This is a genomic window from Methylocystis sp. Se48, from assembly GCF_056269425.1.
Genome location: NZ_CM149850.1, coordinates 2285981 through 2302551 on the forward strand (window position 1 = coordinate 2285981; position 16571 = coordinate 2302551).

Genomic DNA, 16571 nt, shown 5'->3' on the forward strand with positions numbered 1-16571 from the left:
ATCCTACCATTACAGTCCTCGCTGCGTGACGTGAAGCGTCGGATGCGGCCTCTTTTCACGCAAGAGCGCGTGGCCCTTTCTGCGGAGAATTTCCTCGAAGGTCTACTCGGCGATGAGCGCCGCAAGACTGGCTGGACCGCGCCGAGGCAGCCGGCGATCCGGGTCCGTGGCGGCAACAAGCGATCCTTGGCCGCGGACGCTGGGATGCAGACGCGTTGCGTGACGTCGTGCGCGATTACGCGCTTGAAACACTGGCCGATGACGACGCGGTTTTCGTCATCGACGGGACGGGGTTCTTAAAGCAGGGCAAGGCGTCCTGCGGTGTCGCGCGGCAATATACAGGCTCGGCGGGCAAGATCTCGAACTGCCAGATCGGCGTCTTCGCCTGCTATGTCACGCCGCGCGGTCATGCGTTCATCGACCGTGAATTGTATCTACCCAAAAGCTGGACCGACTATAAGGGCGCATGGCCAGCGCGCATGTCCCACAGGAGATCGTCGACAGCGCGTCTGGCGGCCTTGCGACCAAGCCAGCGTTGGCGCGCGTCATGATCGAGCGCGCGATTGCCTCGAAAGTTCCGTTCTCTTTCGTGGCCGCCGACACCGTCTATGGCGTCGGCGATATCGATGGCGTTGCGGCGCGCCGGCAAGGGCTATTTGCTCGGCGTGAAATCCATCCGTATCGCTCCTGGGGCAAGCCACAGACCGTCGCCGGAACGGCAAAGGAAATCGCCGAGGGCTTGCCCGCCTCCGCGTGGCGCCGTATCTCGGCGGGCGCGGGAACGAAGGGCGAGCGCTTGCACGACTGGGCCTATCTCGAACTCGCCGATCTCGACGCCGGCGAATACAGCGAGGCGCTCTCCGGACAGGCATGGACACGCGGCCTCTTGATCCGGCGTAAAATCGCCGATGGCGATCTCGCCTTCTTCACAACATGGGCGCCGAGCGGGACATCGATCGAAAGACTGGCGAAAATCGATGGGCGTCGTTGGGCGATCGAAGACAGTTTCGAAACGACGAAGAACGAACTCGGCCTCGATCACAACGAGACGCGTTCCTGGCACGGCTGGCGTCGTCACGTGTCGCTGGTCATGCTCGCCTTCGCCATGATGGCCGCGATCCGCGCTCACGCCAATACGGTCGCGTCACCCCCAAAAACGGTTCGCCGAAAGACGACGCCCTGTTCGCCTCAGAGCTGACGAGCCCGTCGCCTATCCGCTGGTCCATGCAGGAAATCCGCCGCATCGCAACGCGCCTCGCGCGCGATCGCATCCGACCAGAGTTTGTCATCGTCTGGTCGCTCTGGCGACGGGCGCATCAGGCGATGGCCAAGCCCGCCCATATGAAATCGCAAATGTAATGCTAGGCGAGCCGGGACGGATCTTTCCCCGTCGTCGCACATCCGAGTTCGGACAGCTGAACGTCACATCTTCCGAAGACGAGAGCTTGCGGCATCGTTTGACGCGGAGGCTGCGGCGCGGACGCCGCTGCGATGAAGAGGCGCACTGCGGCTCCTCTCGTCGCGAAGGTCGCTCCGGTCTGAGGTCACGTCAACCGAACGCCGCCGACGCTTTCTTTTGCTTCACTTCGTAGCTCGCAGGACTTGTGCTGCAACCGATGTTGCGCGCCAACTCTCCGCATTGATCGCAATCCAGCCCGACGCCACCGCTGGTCTCTCTCTTGGCTGCATCTGGACGAAGGACGGCTGCGCCTCGATCGCCTAAGACGCAACAGCGGGTCAGCAACTTTCTTCCCCTGACGCCTGCGGCGTCATTCCTCGCGAGGCAAGAAAGCCGCTTCTCCACCGTCCTCCGCTTTGCTGCGGCCCCGCGGGTGCGTCGGCGGATCGCCTCCGTCTCTCGAAGCGCCATCGAGATCCCATGACGGCAGACAAGGCGCCGCTTGGTAAAAGCTGATCGCGCGATTGTCGCTGGGAGAAAGATCATGCAGTTTGGAGACGAGAGTGGAATAGCCGGTGAACTGAACGCGATCTTCGTGTCGTTGGAATTGAGCCGAAGCACTTGGTTGATCACGTCGCTGTCGCCGGGCGCGGGCGAGAAGATTTCGCGGCACACGATCGAGGCGGGCAATCTGGCGGCGCTTCTCGAGCGCTTTTCGCTGTTGCGGGCCAAGGCCCGGCAGCGGAGGCAGCGAGAGTATCCAATCGTCACAATCCACGAGGCTGGCTTTGATGGCTTCTGGGTTCACCGCGCACTGTTGTCGGAAGGGATCGACAGCCATGTCGTGGATGCCGCCTCGATCGCGACCTCGCGTCGCAAGCGCCGGGTCAAGACGGACCGCGTCGATGGCGAGACGCTCGTCCGAACCTTGCTCGCCTACAAGCGAGGCGAGCCCCGCATCTGCGCGATGCTGCGCGTCCCGTCGCCGGAATAAGAGGATCGGCGTCGCATCGGGCGCGAGCGCAAGACCCTGATGAGCGAGCGCATCCAGCACAGCAATCGGATCAAGGGACTGCTCTTCTCGCAGGGCATCACGACTTTCTCACCCTTGCGACGCGACCGCCGCGCGCGGCTCGAAGCGCTGACGACCGGCGATGGTCGTCCGCTGCCGGAGCATATGAAACGGCAGATCCTGCGCGAAATCGATCGCCTCGAACAGGTCATGGAGCAGCTGGCGACCGTCGATGCCGAGCGCGACGCCATGCTGGCTGCTGAGAGCAGTCGCGATACGTCTGTTGTAAGAATGTTGACCAACGTCGTTGGCATCGGCGCCGAGTTCGCTGCGGTGCTATGGTCGGAGGGCCTGTTCCGGCGCTTCGACAATCGACGACAGGTCGCCGCCTATGCCGGACTGGCGCCGACGCCATGGCAAAGCGGCGCTGTCGCGCGCGAACAAGGCGTAAGCAAGTCCGGCAACGGTCGACTGCGCAGCACGCTGATCCAGCTCGCCTGGCTCTGGATTCGCCATCAGCCGGGGTCCGAGCTCACCAAATGGTTCCGCAACCGTGTGGCCCAGAACGGCGGCCGGATGAAGAAGACGATGATCACCGCGCTGGCGCGAAAGCTGTTCGTGGCGCTCTGGAAATACGCAACCGCCGGCGTCGACATTGAAGGTGCGGTTGTGCGCGCATGATGTGATCTTGAGTTCCGTCGGGGCGTGATCAGCCCTGCGGATCGAGGTGGGCGACCGTATCTGCGGCCTGGCATAAAACGCCGTCATCGAGTCTGGTATCGCCCTCCTGAACCCATGCCGCCGAAAGCGGGATTATGGTGCGTCCGCCCAGGCGGCGACCGGATGTGAGGTTGATACGTGCATTGGCGCGGATCACGAACGGGTTCGGACCTCGTGTTGAAGTGGAGGAAACGCAACCGCCGCTGGCCGCCTTGACGCTTCTAACGGCGCGACGATCTTCATTGCCGTTTCTCGGCCGACAATGCCGAGCGAAGCCGCCGAGCGGCCTCTCATGGGGCTGGTCTGGCGCCGGGCCGTCCTATGCCTGCAACGGCTTCGCCGACCTTCTTCCCCTGACCGCAAGCGGTCATTCCTCGCGAGGCAACAAGCTCGGCTGCCGCCGTCCTCCGCTGCGCTGCGGCCCAAGGGTGCAGGCGTCCGTCCCGTCACCTCAAGACCGCCACGAGGTCGCATCGGGCGGCTTCGGGCAACAGCCAGGAGATACGACAATGGCTCAGATCGGCACCTTCACCCGGAACGACGACGGCACCTTCACCGGCACGATCCGCACTCTCAACATCAACACCAAGGCGACCATCAAACCCGTTGCCACCAAGGACAGCGAACGCAGTCCCGACTTCCGGGTCGCCGCCAACGGCGTCGAACTGGGCGCAGGCTGGAGCAAGGCCGCCAAGGACTCGGGCGCAGAATACCTCTCGGTGAAGCTCGACGATCCGTCCTTCACGGCCCCGGTCTACGCGACCCTGGTCCAGGGCGACAACGCCGAACACAAGCTCATCTGGTCGCGCTGACTTGCGCTACGGACGCTCCGCCTAAGGCGGAGCGTCCGATCTGCAACCCACAGTATCCCAGAGCACGCCGCCCTCTTGACCAACGGTCCCTCATGTGAGGCCGCGGTGGTCGCGGGTTCGAAAGCGAGATCAACAGGAGAATATCATGGCGAACATCGGCTCCTTCAAAAAGTCCGGCAACGAGTATCAGGGCGAAATCGTCACCCTCAGCGTCCAGGCTCGCGGCGTCCGCATCCTCCCCGAAACCAACCGCGCCAACGACAACGCCCCCAGCCACCGCGTCTTCGTCGGTCGCGCCGAGATCGGGGCCGCCTGGCCGAAGCGCTCCAACGAAGGCCGCGACTATCTCTCTCTGAAGCTCGACGATCCGAGCTTCACCGCGCCGATCTACGCCAACCTCTTCGACGACGAGGAAGGCGACGGCTACAGCCTCATCTGGTCGCGCGGCCGCAAGGCCAACGGCGAGTGATTGCGAGCGCCCCGCCCGAGCAATCGGGCGGGGTAGCCCCAAACTGGCGCGTTGTCTCGACCATCACGGGGCGGCTTTCTTGATCTTTTGCTGCGCGCCGCCGCCACTCGCGCTCGGGGCGGCTTTCGCTTTGCCCCTCGTTATTCGGGCCCCACCTGCCTTGGCGTCGCCGTTCGAAGGCGCGCGACGCCGAGCCTCTTCCTCCAAAGCGACTTCGTCTGGCGCAACGAGCGCCACCTGATCGACGTCCAACGCGAGCGCGAGCTCGTAAAGACTGAGGATTGTCGGGTTTCGCTTACCCTGTTCCAGCCCGCTCAAATACTGTTGCGTGAAGCCTGAACGTTCGGCGAATTGCTCCTGCGTCAGGCCCTTTTCGAGCCTGATCCGCTTCACATTCCGCCCGACCAGCTTCCGCATATCCATGCAGGGAGGCTGGCCTTTTACACACCATAATGTTTATCCACTATAGTATGTAAATCGCGCCCGCCCGCATTGGGACACACCGAGCAAAATTCCTGTAGAATGCTAATGATGCGGCAGGCCAATTTAGGAGACGCGACGTCATGAGCCGTCCCGATCCCATGCCCGTCGCCGATCTTGCGCCCAGCGAAGCGTCCGTCACAGACTATGATCGCGCCCACGCGGCGACGTATCTGCGACTGCTGGACGCGGCCGCCGAAGGCGCTTCATGGGAAGAAGCCTGCCGGATCGTGCTCGGCATTGATCCCGATCGAGAACCGCAACGCGCGGCAAGCGCGCATCAATCTCATCTCGAACGGGCGAGATGGCTCACTGCGGGCGGCTATCGAGATTTGCTCAAAGGCAGCTGAACCGTAGCTTCTGCAGACATTCGATTCGACTCCATCGCCGTCGATTCCCCATTCCGGTCGGATTCTGACGCGATTCTTGACACGTTTCTCCACAACCTTTGCAGGCAATATTCATTCGTCGCGAGAACCCCCATGTCGGATCAGGACTGGCGCTCGCCAAAGGCATACGATTATTTGCAGGACTTGAGCGCTCCGGGCCTCGCCTGGGAGTTTCTCAGACGCAACGCGGATTATCGCGCCGACTTCGCAGACCCAGACATTCGAGCTGCGCTCGACGCCGGCGTCGCCGGTGCGACGCGGCGCTGGGGGTTGCGATTTCGCGGTGGATCCCGAGCTGCGCGCCGACGAAGCGGAGATCTTTTGGCTGCCTGAGCTGCGCACATCGAGCGTCATTCTTGTCGCGTCGCCCATTCCAGCCGCCTCTGACGAGGAAACGACGCGATCGTCTTCGATCGCCCCTTCCGCCGCTGAGTTGCGAACTCATTCCAAATTAGTCGCTCACCGAACAAGTGACGATGGCGAACACGTCCTGTTGCAATCCGTGCGCGACCAATGCCAGCTTTGGCTCCCCGATCGGCAGGCAGGCGACGGACCACTCGCCGCAGTGATCCTGCTCGACGAACTTGCGCCGCACCGAGCCGAAGCCGCGTTGAAATTCTGGCGGTTACTGCGCGACAAGCCGCCGCTTCGCGCCGAACATCCTCCTGATCTGCGCCGCGTCTTCTCCCTTCTTCGCGCCCTCGACGGCCATCTCGGCGGCGCTTCCTATCGCAAGATTGCCGAACGCCTCTTCAGCAAAGCCCGCGTCACCGCCGATCCCTGGAAAACCTCTTCCCTTCGTGACGCCACGATCCGCCTCGTTCGCGGCGGCGTCGCGCTGATGCGCGGCGGCTATCGCAAGTTCCTCAAAAAATAGCGGCGCTCGCCAAAGCTTCTTCGGATGCTGTCGCCGGGTGGCGATTTTCGTCGCCCCCATCTTCGCCATCCCTCCCGCCCGTTTCCCTCCGCCATGGTGATCGAGCCAAGCCGCCGATAGCCGGCGGCGCGCCATGATCTGCCGAGGCCATCCATGTCCGCACAATCCGCGCCCCTGCCGCCGCGTTACCTTCGCACGCCCGAAGCCGCGCGATTTCTTGGTCTTTCAGGCCGCACGCTCGAAAAGCATCGCACCTACGGAACGGGCCCGCGCTACTCGAAACTCGGCGGCCGCGTCGTCTACCGCGTCGAGGACCTGCAAGCCTGGGCCGATCGCGGCGCCAAGGCGTCGACCTCCGACCCCGGCGTCGGAACCGTCCTGCCCGCGCGCCGGCACGCCGACCACCTTGCGCAGCGCGCCGCTCAACCGCGCGGCTGACCTTTCGGGAGCGACGAGAATGACGCCCCGAGACCGACACGCACGCATCTGCGGCGACGAACGGGAGCAGCTCGAACTCTTTCGAGCGCTGCCCGGCGAGCTCGCGCCGCGCGATGCGCAGGACCTCATGGCCTATCCCTTCTTCAGCCTCGCCAAGTCAAAGCGAACGGCGCCCATCGACTTCAGGACGGCTCAAATCGCGATCAAGGTAGAAGCGACCGCCGAGCATGGCATGGCCACCATCTGGGATGCCGACGTGTTGATCTGGGCGGCGTCCCAAATCGTCCAGGCGCGCGATAGAGGCCTCAAGACCTCGCGCCTGATGGCGACGACGCCCTATGAGATTCTCACCTTCATCGGCCGCGCCACGGGCGCGCGCGACTATCAGCGCCTGCGCGCCGCCTTCGACCGGCTGCAGTCAACCAGCGTCGTCACGTCGATCCGTCAAACGACTGAAAGACGCCGGCGGCGCTTCTCCTGGATCAACGAATGGAAGGAGACCGCTGATCCGAGCGGCCGGCCTCTCGGCGTCGAACTGATCGTGCCGGACTGGTTCTATGAAGGCGTCCTCAACGAAGCCTTGGTGCTCACAATCGACCGGGCATATTTCTCGCTGACGGGCGGTCTTGAGCGCTGGCTGTATCGCCTCGTTCGCAAACACGCCGGCAATCAGCAGGGCGGCTGGAGCTTCGATTTCGCGCATCTCCACGCCAAGTCCGGCGCGCTCTCGCCGCTCAAGCATTTTGCGTTCGATCTGCGCGGCATCGTACGGCGCCAGCCCATTCCTAATTACCGGCTCGACATCCGCCGAGGCCCGTTCGGCCGCGAACTTCTCATCTTCACGCCGCTCACTGCCGATCCGCTCGAGCGCGCCGTTCAGCGCCTCGATCGTCGTCTCGCCGCTGTGGAAAAGCTGTGAATAGCCTCGTGCTATCAGGGACCGAATCTATCGTGCTATCGGGGACCAAATCCTCGTGCTATCGGGGACCAAAATGGCGCCCAAGCCATTGTCGTCGAAGCCTTCACGGCGCTCGTAACTTACTAACTTCGGAATCCTTCGGATTCCTTCTAACGGCGGGCGCCTCCCGCTCGACTGCCGCCCCACGAGCAAAAAGCCAGCCGGGAAGAGAAGAAGGCGCGCCCGCATCGCGACATCCGCGACGCGCGCGCAGAGCCGGCCATTCGGGCGACAGTGACACCCCTTCGGCACAGCGAGCCATCGCGCTCCGGCGAGCGGACCAAAATCGGCGCGCATTTCCTCCGTTCGACCATGACGTGACCGGAGGCCAACCATGAACGCGCCGACCGAAGTCGAACTCTATTTCGTCAAAGGCAAAATCGAACGCTGGCTGCGCTTCGGCAAACCGATCAACGAGCGAACGCTTGATCGACGGCGGCGCGTCGCGACATTCGCGCCGGGCGCCATCTTCGCCTTCGTCCGCTGGGCGTCGAATGCGCATGGCACGCTCGTCTCGCGCATCGACATCCTGCGCGCCTGCGACGACGGCGAGCCCTGCTCCACCATTCCGGGCGTAAAGCCCGGCGCGGAAATTTTGCTACGGACGGTCGGCTGGGAGAAGGTACAGCGCGTCCTGCGCGCCATCGACGCCGTCGAAGCGCTTGGCTTTCTTCCGCAGGAAATCTGTCCCGACCATTGGCGGCACGTCCACAACCGGCTCGCAGCCGGTCTGCCGCCGCGCGCCTATTCGCGTGAGCGCCATCGCGCCTGGCTGATGCGTGCTGGCTTGGAGCGAAGCCCATGAGGACGCTCGCTCTCGCTTTCGTCGCCGTCTGCGCAATCGCGTCGACTTTCGCCGAGCGTCCTGTGCCGCTTCTTGTCTGGAACGCCTCCGCCAGCGCGCCCATCGGGCTTTACGCCGTCCATCCGGCTGGTGCCCTCGCTATCACTGATCTCATCGTCGCTCGGCCGCCCGAACTGCTCGCCGAGTGGCTCGCGACGCGCGGCTATCTGCCCAAAGGCGCGCTGCTCATCAAGCGAGTGGCGGCGCTTCCCGGACAGAAAGTCTGCCGAACGGACTTCACAATCTCTGTCGATGGGAGCGCCGTCGCGGAAGCCAACGCGCGCGATCACGCGGGCCGCGACCTGCCGCGCTGGAGCGGATGTTTCACGCTCAGGCCCGGCGAAGTCTTCCTGCTCAATTGGGACCATCCCGCGTCGCTCGACGGGCGGTATTTCGGGGCGCTTCCGGTTGAGGCTGTCGTCGGTCGCGCGCAGCCGATCTGGACGGAGGCGGAGTGATGATCGACCCATCGCTCTGCTGGGATGCAAATTGCACCCGCGCATCAATTGGTCGGCGTTCGGCAAGGCTTCGAACAATTGCGCGCGCCTTGCTCTGCGCCTTGTGGGCGTTTCCTGCATATGCTGAGTCCGCGCACCACGAGACGATATCGAGCCAACTTTCGCGCCGTCTCGCCATCACCAGCGCTCTCACGGAGGCGTCCAATCGCTTCCGGCTACCGGTTCATTGGCTGCGCGCCGTCATGCGCGCCGAGAGCGGCGGCGACGCCAAATCCATCTCCAGGAAGGGCGCGATCGGCCTCATGCAGCTCATGCCCGCGACCTACGCCGAATTGCGGACGCGCTACGGTCTTGGCGCCGACCCTTTCGATCCGCACGACAATATTCAGGCGGGAGCCGCCTACCTTCGTGAGTTGCTCGACCAATATGGCGAGCACGGCTTTCTGGCGGCGTATAACGCCGGCCCGGGACGCTATGAGGACTATCTTCGCGGTCGCTCTCTGCCAGCCGAAACGACGGAATATGTCCGACGGATCGCGTTCGCACTTTCACTCGGCGGAAATTCCGTAGGCCCTTATTCCGCCTCCTCTGGCAACGGTTCCTCTTCAATCTTTGTCGCGATCACCGCACCGGAAAAGCACGACGGTCAACTGCCGAGATACAGCGCCGATGCCGCTTTCGTAGCCGAAGGATCGACACGCCGCTCGCTCATTCCGGCGCGGATAGACGTCAGATTATTTGCAACAGATTTGCACACGGAGAACAGCCCCGACGCTTCGCCCCTCGCTGCTTTTTCACGCTCCTCCAACCTTTTCGCCGTTCGCGGACCTTCAGGAGCATCCCGATGACCCAACTCTCCCATTTTCGCAGGATAGCGCACGTCCTCGCGCCTTTGTGCGCGAGCGGCGCCAAGGGAGCGCCAGCGACCGACCTATTGCAGGATAAAAGGGACAGCCTGCGGCCTTGTCCGGCGGTCGGTTTGTGGTTTCGCTTCAATGCATTCACACAGGCTGTATTTTTCATGCGCAGCCTGTCCATCAAGGCATCCGTCTCGAAAGTCTCAACAATTTCTACCTCTTCTGCGCTTCGCCATGTCGAGTGACGACGACATTCGCATTCGGCCAGGCCGCATCCGCTCGACCAAGCCGGGAAGAACAAGGAGCTTCGTGTCGCGCGTGCTGGCGGCGACACAGAAGGCGGGCGGCCTGCATCGGTCGGGCGCGCACGGAAGGGGGCGGGGCGCCTTCGGCCGCGGCCGGGCGGCGAGCCTCTCGGCGCTGCGCGGCCTGACCTCCCATTCGCGCGGCGTTGTGATCAAGGCGCGCGTCGTAAGGCACGGTCTAAAATCGGCGCAGCTCACGACGCATCTTGCCTATCTACAACGCGACGGCGTCACCCGCGACGGCGCAACCGGACGCATGTTTGACGCCGATGGCGACGAGGCGGATGCGCGAGCCTTCGCAGGACGCTGCCAGAGTGATCGCCATCATTTCCGGTTCATCGTCTCGCCCGATGACGCCCAGGAGCTTTCCGACCTTCGCGCCTTCACCCGTGAACTCATGGGCGAGATGGCGCGCGATCTCGGGACCAAACTTGTTTGGGCGGCGATCGACCATTGGAACACCGAGCATCCCCACATCCATGTCCTGGTACGAGGCCGAGACGACGACGGCGCCGATCTCGTCATCAGCCGCGACTACATTAGCCGGGGTCTTCGCGCCCGTGCCGAGCAGCTTGTCACCTTGGAGCTCGGGCCGCGCAGCGAGCAAGAGATTCGACGGGCTCTCGAGCGGCAGGTCGACGCAGACCGCTGGACGCCGCTCGATCAGGCGCTGGCGCGGGAAGCCGGAACGCAGGACGGACTCGTCGACCTTCGACCGAATGCGTGTCAGGAGAACGATGTTGAACGGTCGATGCTGATCGGTCGCGCGCGCAAGCTCGAAAGGCTTGGGCTCGCCGCGCCGCTCGGCCCCGGCCAGTGGATGATCGGCGAAGAAGCCGAGAGCGTCCTGCGCGCGCTCGGCGAACGCGGCGATATCATCAAGCGCATCCATCGCGGCCTCAGGGAGCGAGGCGTCGAGCGGGCGACCGCCGACTTCGTCTGGGACAGCGACGTGCGCAGCGAGTCGATTATCGGCCGCCTCATCGCGCGCGGTCTCGACGACGAACTCAAGGGCTCGGCCTTTGCGATCGTCGACGGCGTCGACGGCCGCGCGCATCACGTTCGGCTTAGAGACATCGACGCCACGAGCGACGCCGCCCCCGGCGCCATCGTGGAGGTCAGGCGACTTCCTCCCCGGGATGCGGGGACGCCCCTTCTGGTCCTCGCCGTTCGATCCGACCTTTCCATCGAGGAGCAAATCAACGCGACGGGCGCCACCTGGCTCGATCGATGCCTCGTCTCGAGGGAGACTATGCCACTATCGGAATCAGGCTTCGGCCGCGAGGTCCGGGACGCCAGGGAAGCGCGCGCCGACAATCTTGCCACCGAAGGGCTGGCTCGCCGCCAAGGTCAGCGCCTTGTCTTCGCGCGCGATCTTCTCGACACGCTGCGGTCGCGCGAACTGAGCGAAGCTTCCAACCGACTCACAGCGCAGACAGGCCTTCCGCGGCATGCCGTCGCCGAGGGCGAGACCGTTGCTGGCGTATATCGTCAGCGCCTGACTCTCGCGTCGGGCCGCTTCGCCATGATCGACGACGGACTCGGCTTCAGCCTCGTCCCGTGGTCCCCGTCGTTGGAAAAGGAACTCGGCCGGCAGGTGTCGGGCACAATGACGCCAGGGGGCGTAGATTGGAGCTTTGGCCGGAAGAAGGGAATCGGATTGTAGGAGGAGGGGCATTGAGGCGTGCTGCTGGGATTTCCGAGCTCTCGCAGTCCTTGAGGTCACATCTCTCCCGGTATTTACGCGCCGTAGCACGACAGGCTGCGACACCTGATCAAGTCTTCTTGCGGGCGCGAGCGACGACCCCACAAGCTGGCGCCCATGTCCGCCACCCGCATCCTCTGGGGTCAGATCCTCGTCGTCTCCGCCATCGTGCTCGCGACCACATGGGGCGCGACTCAATGGACGGCGTGGCGACTGGCGGATCAGCCGGAGCTGGGTCCGCCCTGGATGTTGGTCGGAGAGTGGCGTCTTTATCCGCCGCCGGCCTTCTTCTGGTGGTGGTATCATTTCGACGCCTATGCGCCGGACGTTTTCGTCGAGGGCGCGGGCATCGCCGCCTCGGGCGGCTTCGTCTCCATCGCCGCCGCCATCGCCATGTCCGTGCATCGCGCACGCGAAGCCCAAAACGTCGTCACCTATGGATCGGCGCGCTGGGCGAGGCCGGAAGAAGTCGAAGCGGCGGGACTCCTTGGGCCCGACGGCGTGGTGCTCGGGAGATTGCAGGAGCGCTATCTACGCCATGACGGCCCCGAACATGTGCTGTGCTTTGCGCCGACGCGCTCTGGCAAAGGCGTCGGCCTTGTGGTGCCGACGCTGCTCACTTGGCCAGGCTCTGTCATCGTCCACGACATCAAGGGCGAGAACTGGTCCTTGACCGCCGGCTGGCGAGCGCGCTTCGGCCGTGTGCTGCTCTTCGATCCGACCAACGCCTCGTCCTCCGCCTATAACCCCTTGCTCGAGGTCCGGCGCGGGCCCGCCGAGGTACGGGACGTCCAGAACGTCGCCGACATTCTCGTCGATCCAGAAGGCGCCCTCGAGCGGCGCAATCATTGGGAGAAAACGAGCCACTCGCTCCTCGTCGGCGCCATCCTCCATGTCCTCTACGCCGAAGCCGACAAGACGCTCGCCGGCGTCGCCAACTTCCTCTCCGATCCCAGACGCCCGATCGAGACAACGCTCCGCGCCATGATGACGACGAAACATCTTGGTGACGCCGGTCCGCACCCGGTGGTGGCGTCGACCGCGCGCGAGCTTCTCAACAAGTCGGAGAATGAGCGCTCAGGCGTTCTCTCGACGGCCATGTCCTTCCTTGGCCTTTATCGAGACCCCGTCGTCGCGAAGGTCACACGGCGCTGCGACTGGCGAATCGCCGACCTTGTCTCGGCCGAGAAACCGGCGACGCTTTACCTCGTGGTGCCGCCCTCCGACATCTCCCGGACCAAGCCGCTAGTGCGCCTGATCCTGAACCAGATCGGGCGGCGGCTGACCGAGGAGCTGGACTCGAAGCAGCGGCGCCATCGGCTGCTGCTCATGCTGGACGAGTTCCCGGCATTGGGGCGACTCGACTTCTTCGAGTCCGCGCTCGCCTTCATGGCGGGATATGGCCTCAAGAGCTTCCTCATCGCCCAGTCGCTCAATCAGATCGAGAAGGCCTACGGACCGAACAACGCCATACTCGACAATTGCCACGTCCGCGTATCCTTTGCGACGAATGACGAGCGCACGGCGAAGCGCGTTTCCGATGCGCTCGGCACCGCGACGGAAATGCGCGCCATGAAGAACTACGCTGGCCATCGCTTAAGCCCCTGGCTCGGGCACCTGATGGTCTCGCGACAGGAAACCGCACGGGCGCTGTTGACGCCCGGAGAGGTGATGCAACTGCCGCACGCCGACGAAATCATTCTCGTCTCCGGCCTGCCGCCTATCCGCGCCAAGAAAGCGCGCTACTATGAAGACCGCCGGTTAAATGGGCGGATACTGCGGCCCCCGGAGCGCCACGTAACCGACGCTGGACTATCGGCCTTGAATTCCGCGGCCTCCAATGTGAGGGACGATTGGTCTGCCTTACCGCCGCCCAAGCGCGAAGCTGGGCCCGACGACGATCCCGCCAATGGCGGAATGCGCCGCGAGCCAGAGCTCCCTGAGCACGAGGACATCGCGCCGATCGAACCCACCCCGGCCCCACCGATCGACGCTTTCGCCGCCTACGCATCGGATGGCGAAGAGGCGATCAAGGCCCGACTTCTCCGCAGTCAGGGCCGCGCGCTCGCCCGCCAGGCGGCGCTCGACCCGGACGATAGCATTGCGTTGTAAGGTGACTGCATGGCGGTGAAACAGCGTCTCTCGGTCTATCTCGACGCCGACATGATGGCGCGGCTGGAAAATCTCGCCGCGACGGAGCGCGTTGCTAAATCTTCGATTGCGGAGGCGGCGATCATTTCCTTTTTGACCGCGGACGACGCTGATCGCTGGGAAGCGGCCCTCACGCGACGGCTCGACCGGCTCACCCGCTCCGTCGATCGCGTGGAGCGCGACCTCGAATTCTCGGTCGAAGCGCTGGCGCTCTATATCCGAGCCTGGCTCACGGCCACGCCGCCTTTGCCGGAAGGCGCGCAAGCGGCGGCACAGGCCAAGGGACGAGAGCGATATGAAAGCTTCATCGAGGCTTTAGGACGGAGGCTGGCAAAGGGGCAGCGATTGGCGAAGGAGGTTTTGGAGGAGGTCCAGTCAAATGTCCGCGACGGGAACTTTTAAAACATTGCGCGTCGTCTATTGCTCTCCCTGCGTGGACGAACATTTTGTGATGGTCCGCTCATGCCCAAAAGCGGTCTTGGCGTATTACCGTTTTGCTGGATCGCTCAGAGCCTGTTTGGAAAATCACGGGTGAGCATTCCGACGGATGAGAACGCCGCCCATGGCGACGTGGATCATGGCGGTTGAGACGTCGATACGGCGCTCGTAATCTCGAACGAGCCTGCGCCAGCGGATCATCCAGCCGAAAGTGCGTTCGACAATCCAGCGACGCGGCAGGACTTCGAAGCCCTTTTGATTGTCTCGGCGACGGATGATCTCGAGCACGAACTCCAGATAGGCGGCCTTGTCCATCAACTTGAGCCGGTCGTAGGCGGCGTCGGCGAAGAGATGTTTCACCCACGGCCAGCGCTTGCGGATGGCGTCGAGGATCGTCTGCGCCCCGGCGCTGTCGGAAATGTCGGCGGTCGTCAGATTGACCATCAGCAAGCGACCATCCGCATCGACCGCGATATGGCGCTTGCGGCCGACGATCTTCTTGCCCGCGTCATAGCCCCGCGTCTGCGCATGCGGCGCCTTGATCGACTGGCTGTCGATAACCGCCGCTGATGGGCTCGCTTCTCGTACTTGTCGTTCCCGATCGAGCATGAGCTCGACGTCATGGATCGTCTGGAACAGGAAACGTCGCGCCAGCTCGCGGAACCAGCCATAGACCGTGCGCCAATGACCGAAATGCACCGGCAGCATCCGCCAGCCGCAGCCTGACCGCACGAGATAGCGCACCGCGTTGATGACTTCGCGAAATTCGACCTCGCGCGGTCGACCCCTGCGTCCCGGCTTCGGCATCAACGGCGCGATCCGCGCCCATTCCTCATCTGTCAGATCAGACGGGTAGCGCTTGGTCTTTCGGGCGATCCTGGCCATCCGGCCCCGCTGCTTGCGTGTCCACATCCAAAGTGTGAATCATATTTGAAGCGAAACAGGAATCCCCAACATTCCGAATTTTCAAACAGATGGGGTGATTGGGGTCTACTCCCGGAAGGGCGGCTGCTCCTGTCGAGATGTGAGAACGTGGTCGGTGTCGTATCGCCACAAGCATCAGGAAGGAGCAGCCATGAGATATTTTGTCGGACTCGACGTGTCATTGGAAGAGACGTCGATCTGTATCGTCGACGAGGCGGGCCGGATCGTGAAAGAGCTTCGCGCCGCAAGTGAGCCGGAGGTTCTCATCGTGACTTTGCGAGATACGGGTCTGACGCTGGAGCGCGTTGGACTGGAAGCCTGCTCGCTGACAGCGTGGCTGCATGACGGACTGACGCAAGCCGGCTTGCCCGCGATCTGCATCGAGACCCGGCAGGCTAATGCGGCGATGAAGACGATGCCGAACAAGACCGACCGCAACGACGCCCGCGCTCTCGCCCAGATCATGCGGACGGGCTGGTTCCGGCAGGTTCATGTCAAGAGCCGGCAATGCCGGCTATGGCGCTCGCTTCTTGTCTCGCGCCGCACAATCCTCAACGAAATGCGGTCGATCGAAAACGTGGTGCGGGCGATCCTGCGGGAAACCGGCGTCAAGCTCGGCACACCGAGCCGGGCGGATTTTGTCGAACGCGTCCGCGAATTGGCCGGCGGTGATTCCGAGGCGACGCCGCTCGTCGAGCCTCTTCTCGCAATCCTCGTGACGATGCTGCGCGAACTCGCTCGTTTGACGAAGCGGGTGCTTGAGGTCGTCCGCAAGGAGGCGGTTTGTCGCCGCTTGATGAGCGTTCCGGGCGTCGGTCCGATCACGGCGCTCGCCTTCCGCGCCACGATCGACCAACCCGATCGCTTCCGGCATTCGAGGGACGTAGGCGCGCATCTCGGCCTGACGCCGGCCCGCTACCAGTCCGGCGAGACAGACATCCAAGGCAGGATCAGCCGATGCGGCGACGAACTCGCCCGCACGGCGCTTTACGAGGCGGCACACACGCTGCTCACACGCAGCCGCAAATGGTCGTCTCTGCGCGCCTGGGGCGTGAAGGTCGCCAAACATCGTGGCATGGCGCGCGCCCGTGTGGCGGTGGCGCGCAAACTCGCCGTCATTCTGCATCGCATGTGGACCGATGGCGTCGAATTCCGCTTTGGCAAGGAGCCCGCCGCGGCGGCGGTCGCTCTGGTCGCCTAACCCGAGCCAAAGCGGGGAGACGAACACAAAGCATTCGCTCGAAAGAGCGATCCGGATCGTTCCCTTGGGGACGATGGGCAAGGCGATCTCGTTAAGAGTCTCGAACCTGCCGGCGAAGGCCCGCAAAGTCGTGA

18 protein-coding genes and 2 pseudogenes are annotated in these 16571 nt (G+C 63.7%); 18 read left to right on the forward strand and 2 right to left on the reverse strand.

Annotation, left to right across the window (positions count from 1 at the left end):
- The first annotated feature begins 227 nt into the window (after positions 1-227).
- The 5 genes and pseudogenes from ACV959_RS11270 to ACV959_RS11290 all read left to right on the forward strand — a co-directional run bounded on the left by ACV959_RS11270 (position 228) and on the right by ACV959_RS11290 (position 4412).
- The gene (locus ACV959_RS11270; protein ID WP_475736697.1) at positions 228-551 is read left to right on the forward strand and encodes a transposase; all 324 of its coding nucleotides are present in this window, start codon (positions 228-230) and stop codon (positions 549-551) included.
- Complete coding sequence (locus ACV959_RS11275; RefSeq protein WP_475736698.1) at positions 467-1198, forward strand: IS701 family transposase; 732 nt, start codon at positions 467-469, stop codon at positions 1196-1198. Before ACV959_RS11270 ends, ACV959_RS11275 begins: the two co-directional genes overlap by 85 nt.
- Positions 1199-1943: 745 nt before the next feature.
- A pseudogene (locus ACV959_RS11280) lies at positions 1944-3092 on the forward strand (IS110 family RNA-guided transposase).
- A gap of 548 nt (positions 3093-3640) precedes the next feature.
- A complete protein-coding gene (locus ACV959_RS11285; protein WP_475736699.1) occupies positions 3641-3943 on the forward strand; it encodes a DUF736 domain-containing protein in 303 nt (100 codons plus the stop codon).
- 145 nt (positions 3944-4088) lie between these two features.
- Positions 4089-4412: a DUF736 domain-containing protein gene (locus tag ACV959_RS11290; RefSeq protein ID WP_475736700.1), complete on the forward strand. Its 324-nt coding sequence runs from the start codon at positions 4089-4091 to the stop codon at positions 4410-4412.
- 213 nt (positions 4413-4625) lie between these two features.
- Here ACV959_RS11290 and ACV959_RS11295 read toward each other — a convergent pair.
- Positions 4626-4835, reverse strand: a pseudogene (locus ACV959_RS11295) (helix-turn-helix domain-containing protein); the annotation flags it as partial.
- 140 nt (positions 4836-4975) lie between these two features.
- Here ACV959_RS11295 and ACV959_RS11300 point away from each other — a divergent pair.
- From ACV959_RS11300 to ACV959_RS11355, 12 genes are all read left to right on the forward strand, one after another.
- Complete coding sequence (locus ACV959_RS11300; RefSeq protein ID WP_475736701.1) at positions 4976-5242, forward strand: DNA -binding domain-containing protein; 267 nt, start codon at positions 4976-4978, stop codon at positions 5240-5242.
- A gap of 132 nt (positions 5243-5374) precedes the next feature.
- Entirely contained in the window at positions 5375-5614 is a 240-nt protein-coding gene (locus ACV959_RS11305; RefSeq protein ID WP_475736702.1) for a transcriptional regulator domain-containing protein, read from the forward strand.
- Between the two features lie 232 nt (positions 5615-5846).
- Positions 5847-6158 (forward strand): DUF2285 domain-containing protein, encoded by a 312-nt coding sequence (locus ACV959_RS11310; RefSeq protein ID WP_475736703.1) that lies wholly within the window; start codon positions 5847-5849, stop codon positions 6156-6158.
- Positions 6159-6311: 153 nt separating this feature from the next.
- Positions 6312-6596, forward strand: coding sequence for a helix-turn-helix transcriptional regulator (locus ACV959_RS11315; RefSeq protein WP_475736704.1), 285 nt, complete (start codon positions 6312-6314; stop codon positions 6594-6596).
- 19 nt (positions 6597-6615) lie between these two features.
- Complete coding sequence (locus ACV959_RS11320) at positions 6616-7515, forward strand: replication initiator protein A (protein ID WP_475736705.1); 900 nt, start codon at positions 6616-6618, stop codon at positions 7513-7515.
- A 373-nt stretch (positions 7516-7888) separates the two neighbouring features.
- On the forward strand, positions 7889-8359 hold the full coding sequence (locus ACV959_RS11325; protein WP_475736706.1) for a DUF2840 domain-containing protein: 471 nt from the start codon (positions 7889-7891) through the stop codon (positions 8357-8359).
- A complete protein-coding gene (locus ACV959_RS11330) occupies positions 8356-8856 on the forward strand; it encodes a S26 family signal peptidase (RefSeq protein ID WP_475736707.1) in 501 nt (166 codons plus the stop codon). The genes ACV959_RS11325 and ACV959_RS11330 overlap by 4 nt, the downstream gene beginning before the upstream one ends.
- 242 nt (positions 8857-9098) lie before the next feature.
- Entirely contained in the window at positions 9099-9704 is a 606-nt protein-coding gene (locus ACV959_RS11335; RefSeq protein WP_475736708.1) for a lytic transglycosylase domain-containing protein, read from the forward strand.
- On the forward strand, positions 9701-9958 hold the full coding sequence (locus ACV959_RS11340; protein WP_475736709.1) for a hypothetical protein: 258 nt from the start codon (positions 9701-9703) through the stop codon (positions 9956-9958). Before ACV959_RS11335 ends, ACV959_RS11340 begins: the two co-directional genes overlap by 4 nt.
- The gene (locus ACV959_RS11345) at positions 9948-11684 is read left to right on the forward strand and encodes a relaxase/mobilization nuclease domain-containing protein (protein ID WP_475736710.1); all 1737 of its coding nucleotides are present in this window, start codon (positions 9948-9950) and stop codon (positions 11682-11684) included. The genes ACV959_RS11340 and ACV959_RS11345 overlap by 11 nt, the downstream gene beginning before the upstream one ends.
- A gap of 156 nt (positions 11685-11840) precedes the next feature.
- Complete coding sequence (locus tag ACV959_RS11350; RefSeq protein ID WP_475736711.1) at positions 11841-13835, forward strand: conjugal transfer protein TraG; 1995 nt, start codon at positions 11841-11843, stop codon at positions 13833-13835.
- Positions 13836-13844: 9 nt separating this feature from the next.
- A complete protein-coding gene (locus ACV959_RS11355) occupies positions 13845-14276 on the forward strand; it encodes a ribbon-helix-helix protein, CopG family (protein WP_475736712.1) in 432 nt (143 codons plus the stop codon).
- 123 nt (positions 14277-14399) lie between these two features.
- Here the strand turns inward: ACV959_RS11355 and ACV959_RS11360 are convergent, their stop codons facing one another.
- Positions 14400-15224 carry an IS5 family transposase gene (locus ACV959_RS11360; RefSeq protein WP_475736713.1) on the reverse strand — a complete coding sequence of 275 codons (825 nt, stop codon included), beginning with the start codon at positions 15222-15224 and terminating at the stop codon, positions 14400-14402.
- Between the two features lie 163 nt (positions 15225-15387).
- Between ACV959_RS11360 and ACV959_RS11365 the strand changes: the two genes are divergently transcribed.
- Positions 15388-16437, forward strand: a complete 1050-nt coding sequence (locus ACV959_RS11365) for an IS110 family RNA-guided transposase (protein ID WP_475736714.1) — start codon at positions 15388-15390, stop codon at positions 16435-16437.
- Positions 16438-16571 lie beyond the last annotated feature (134 nt).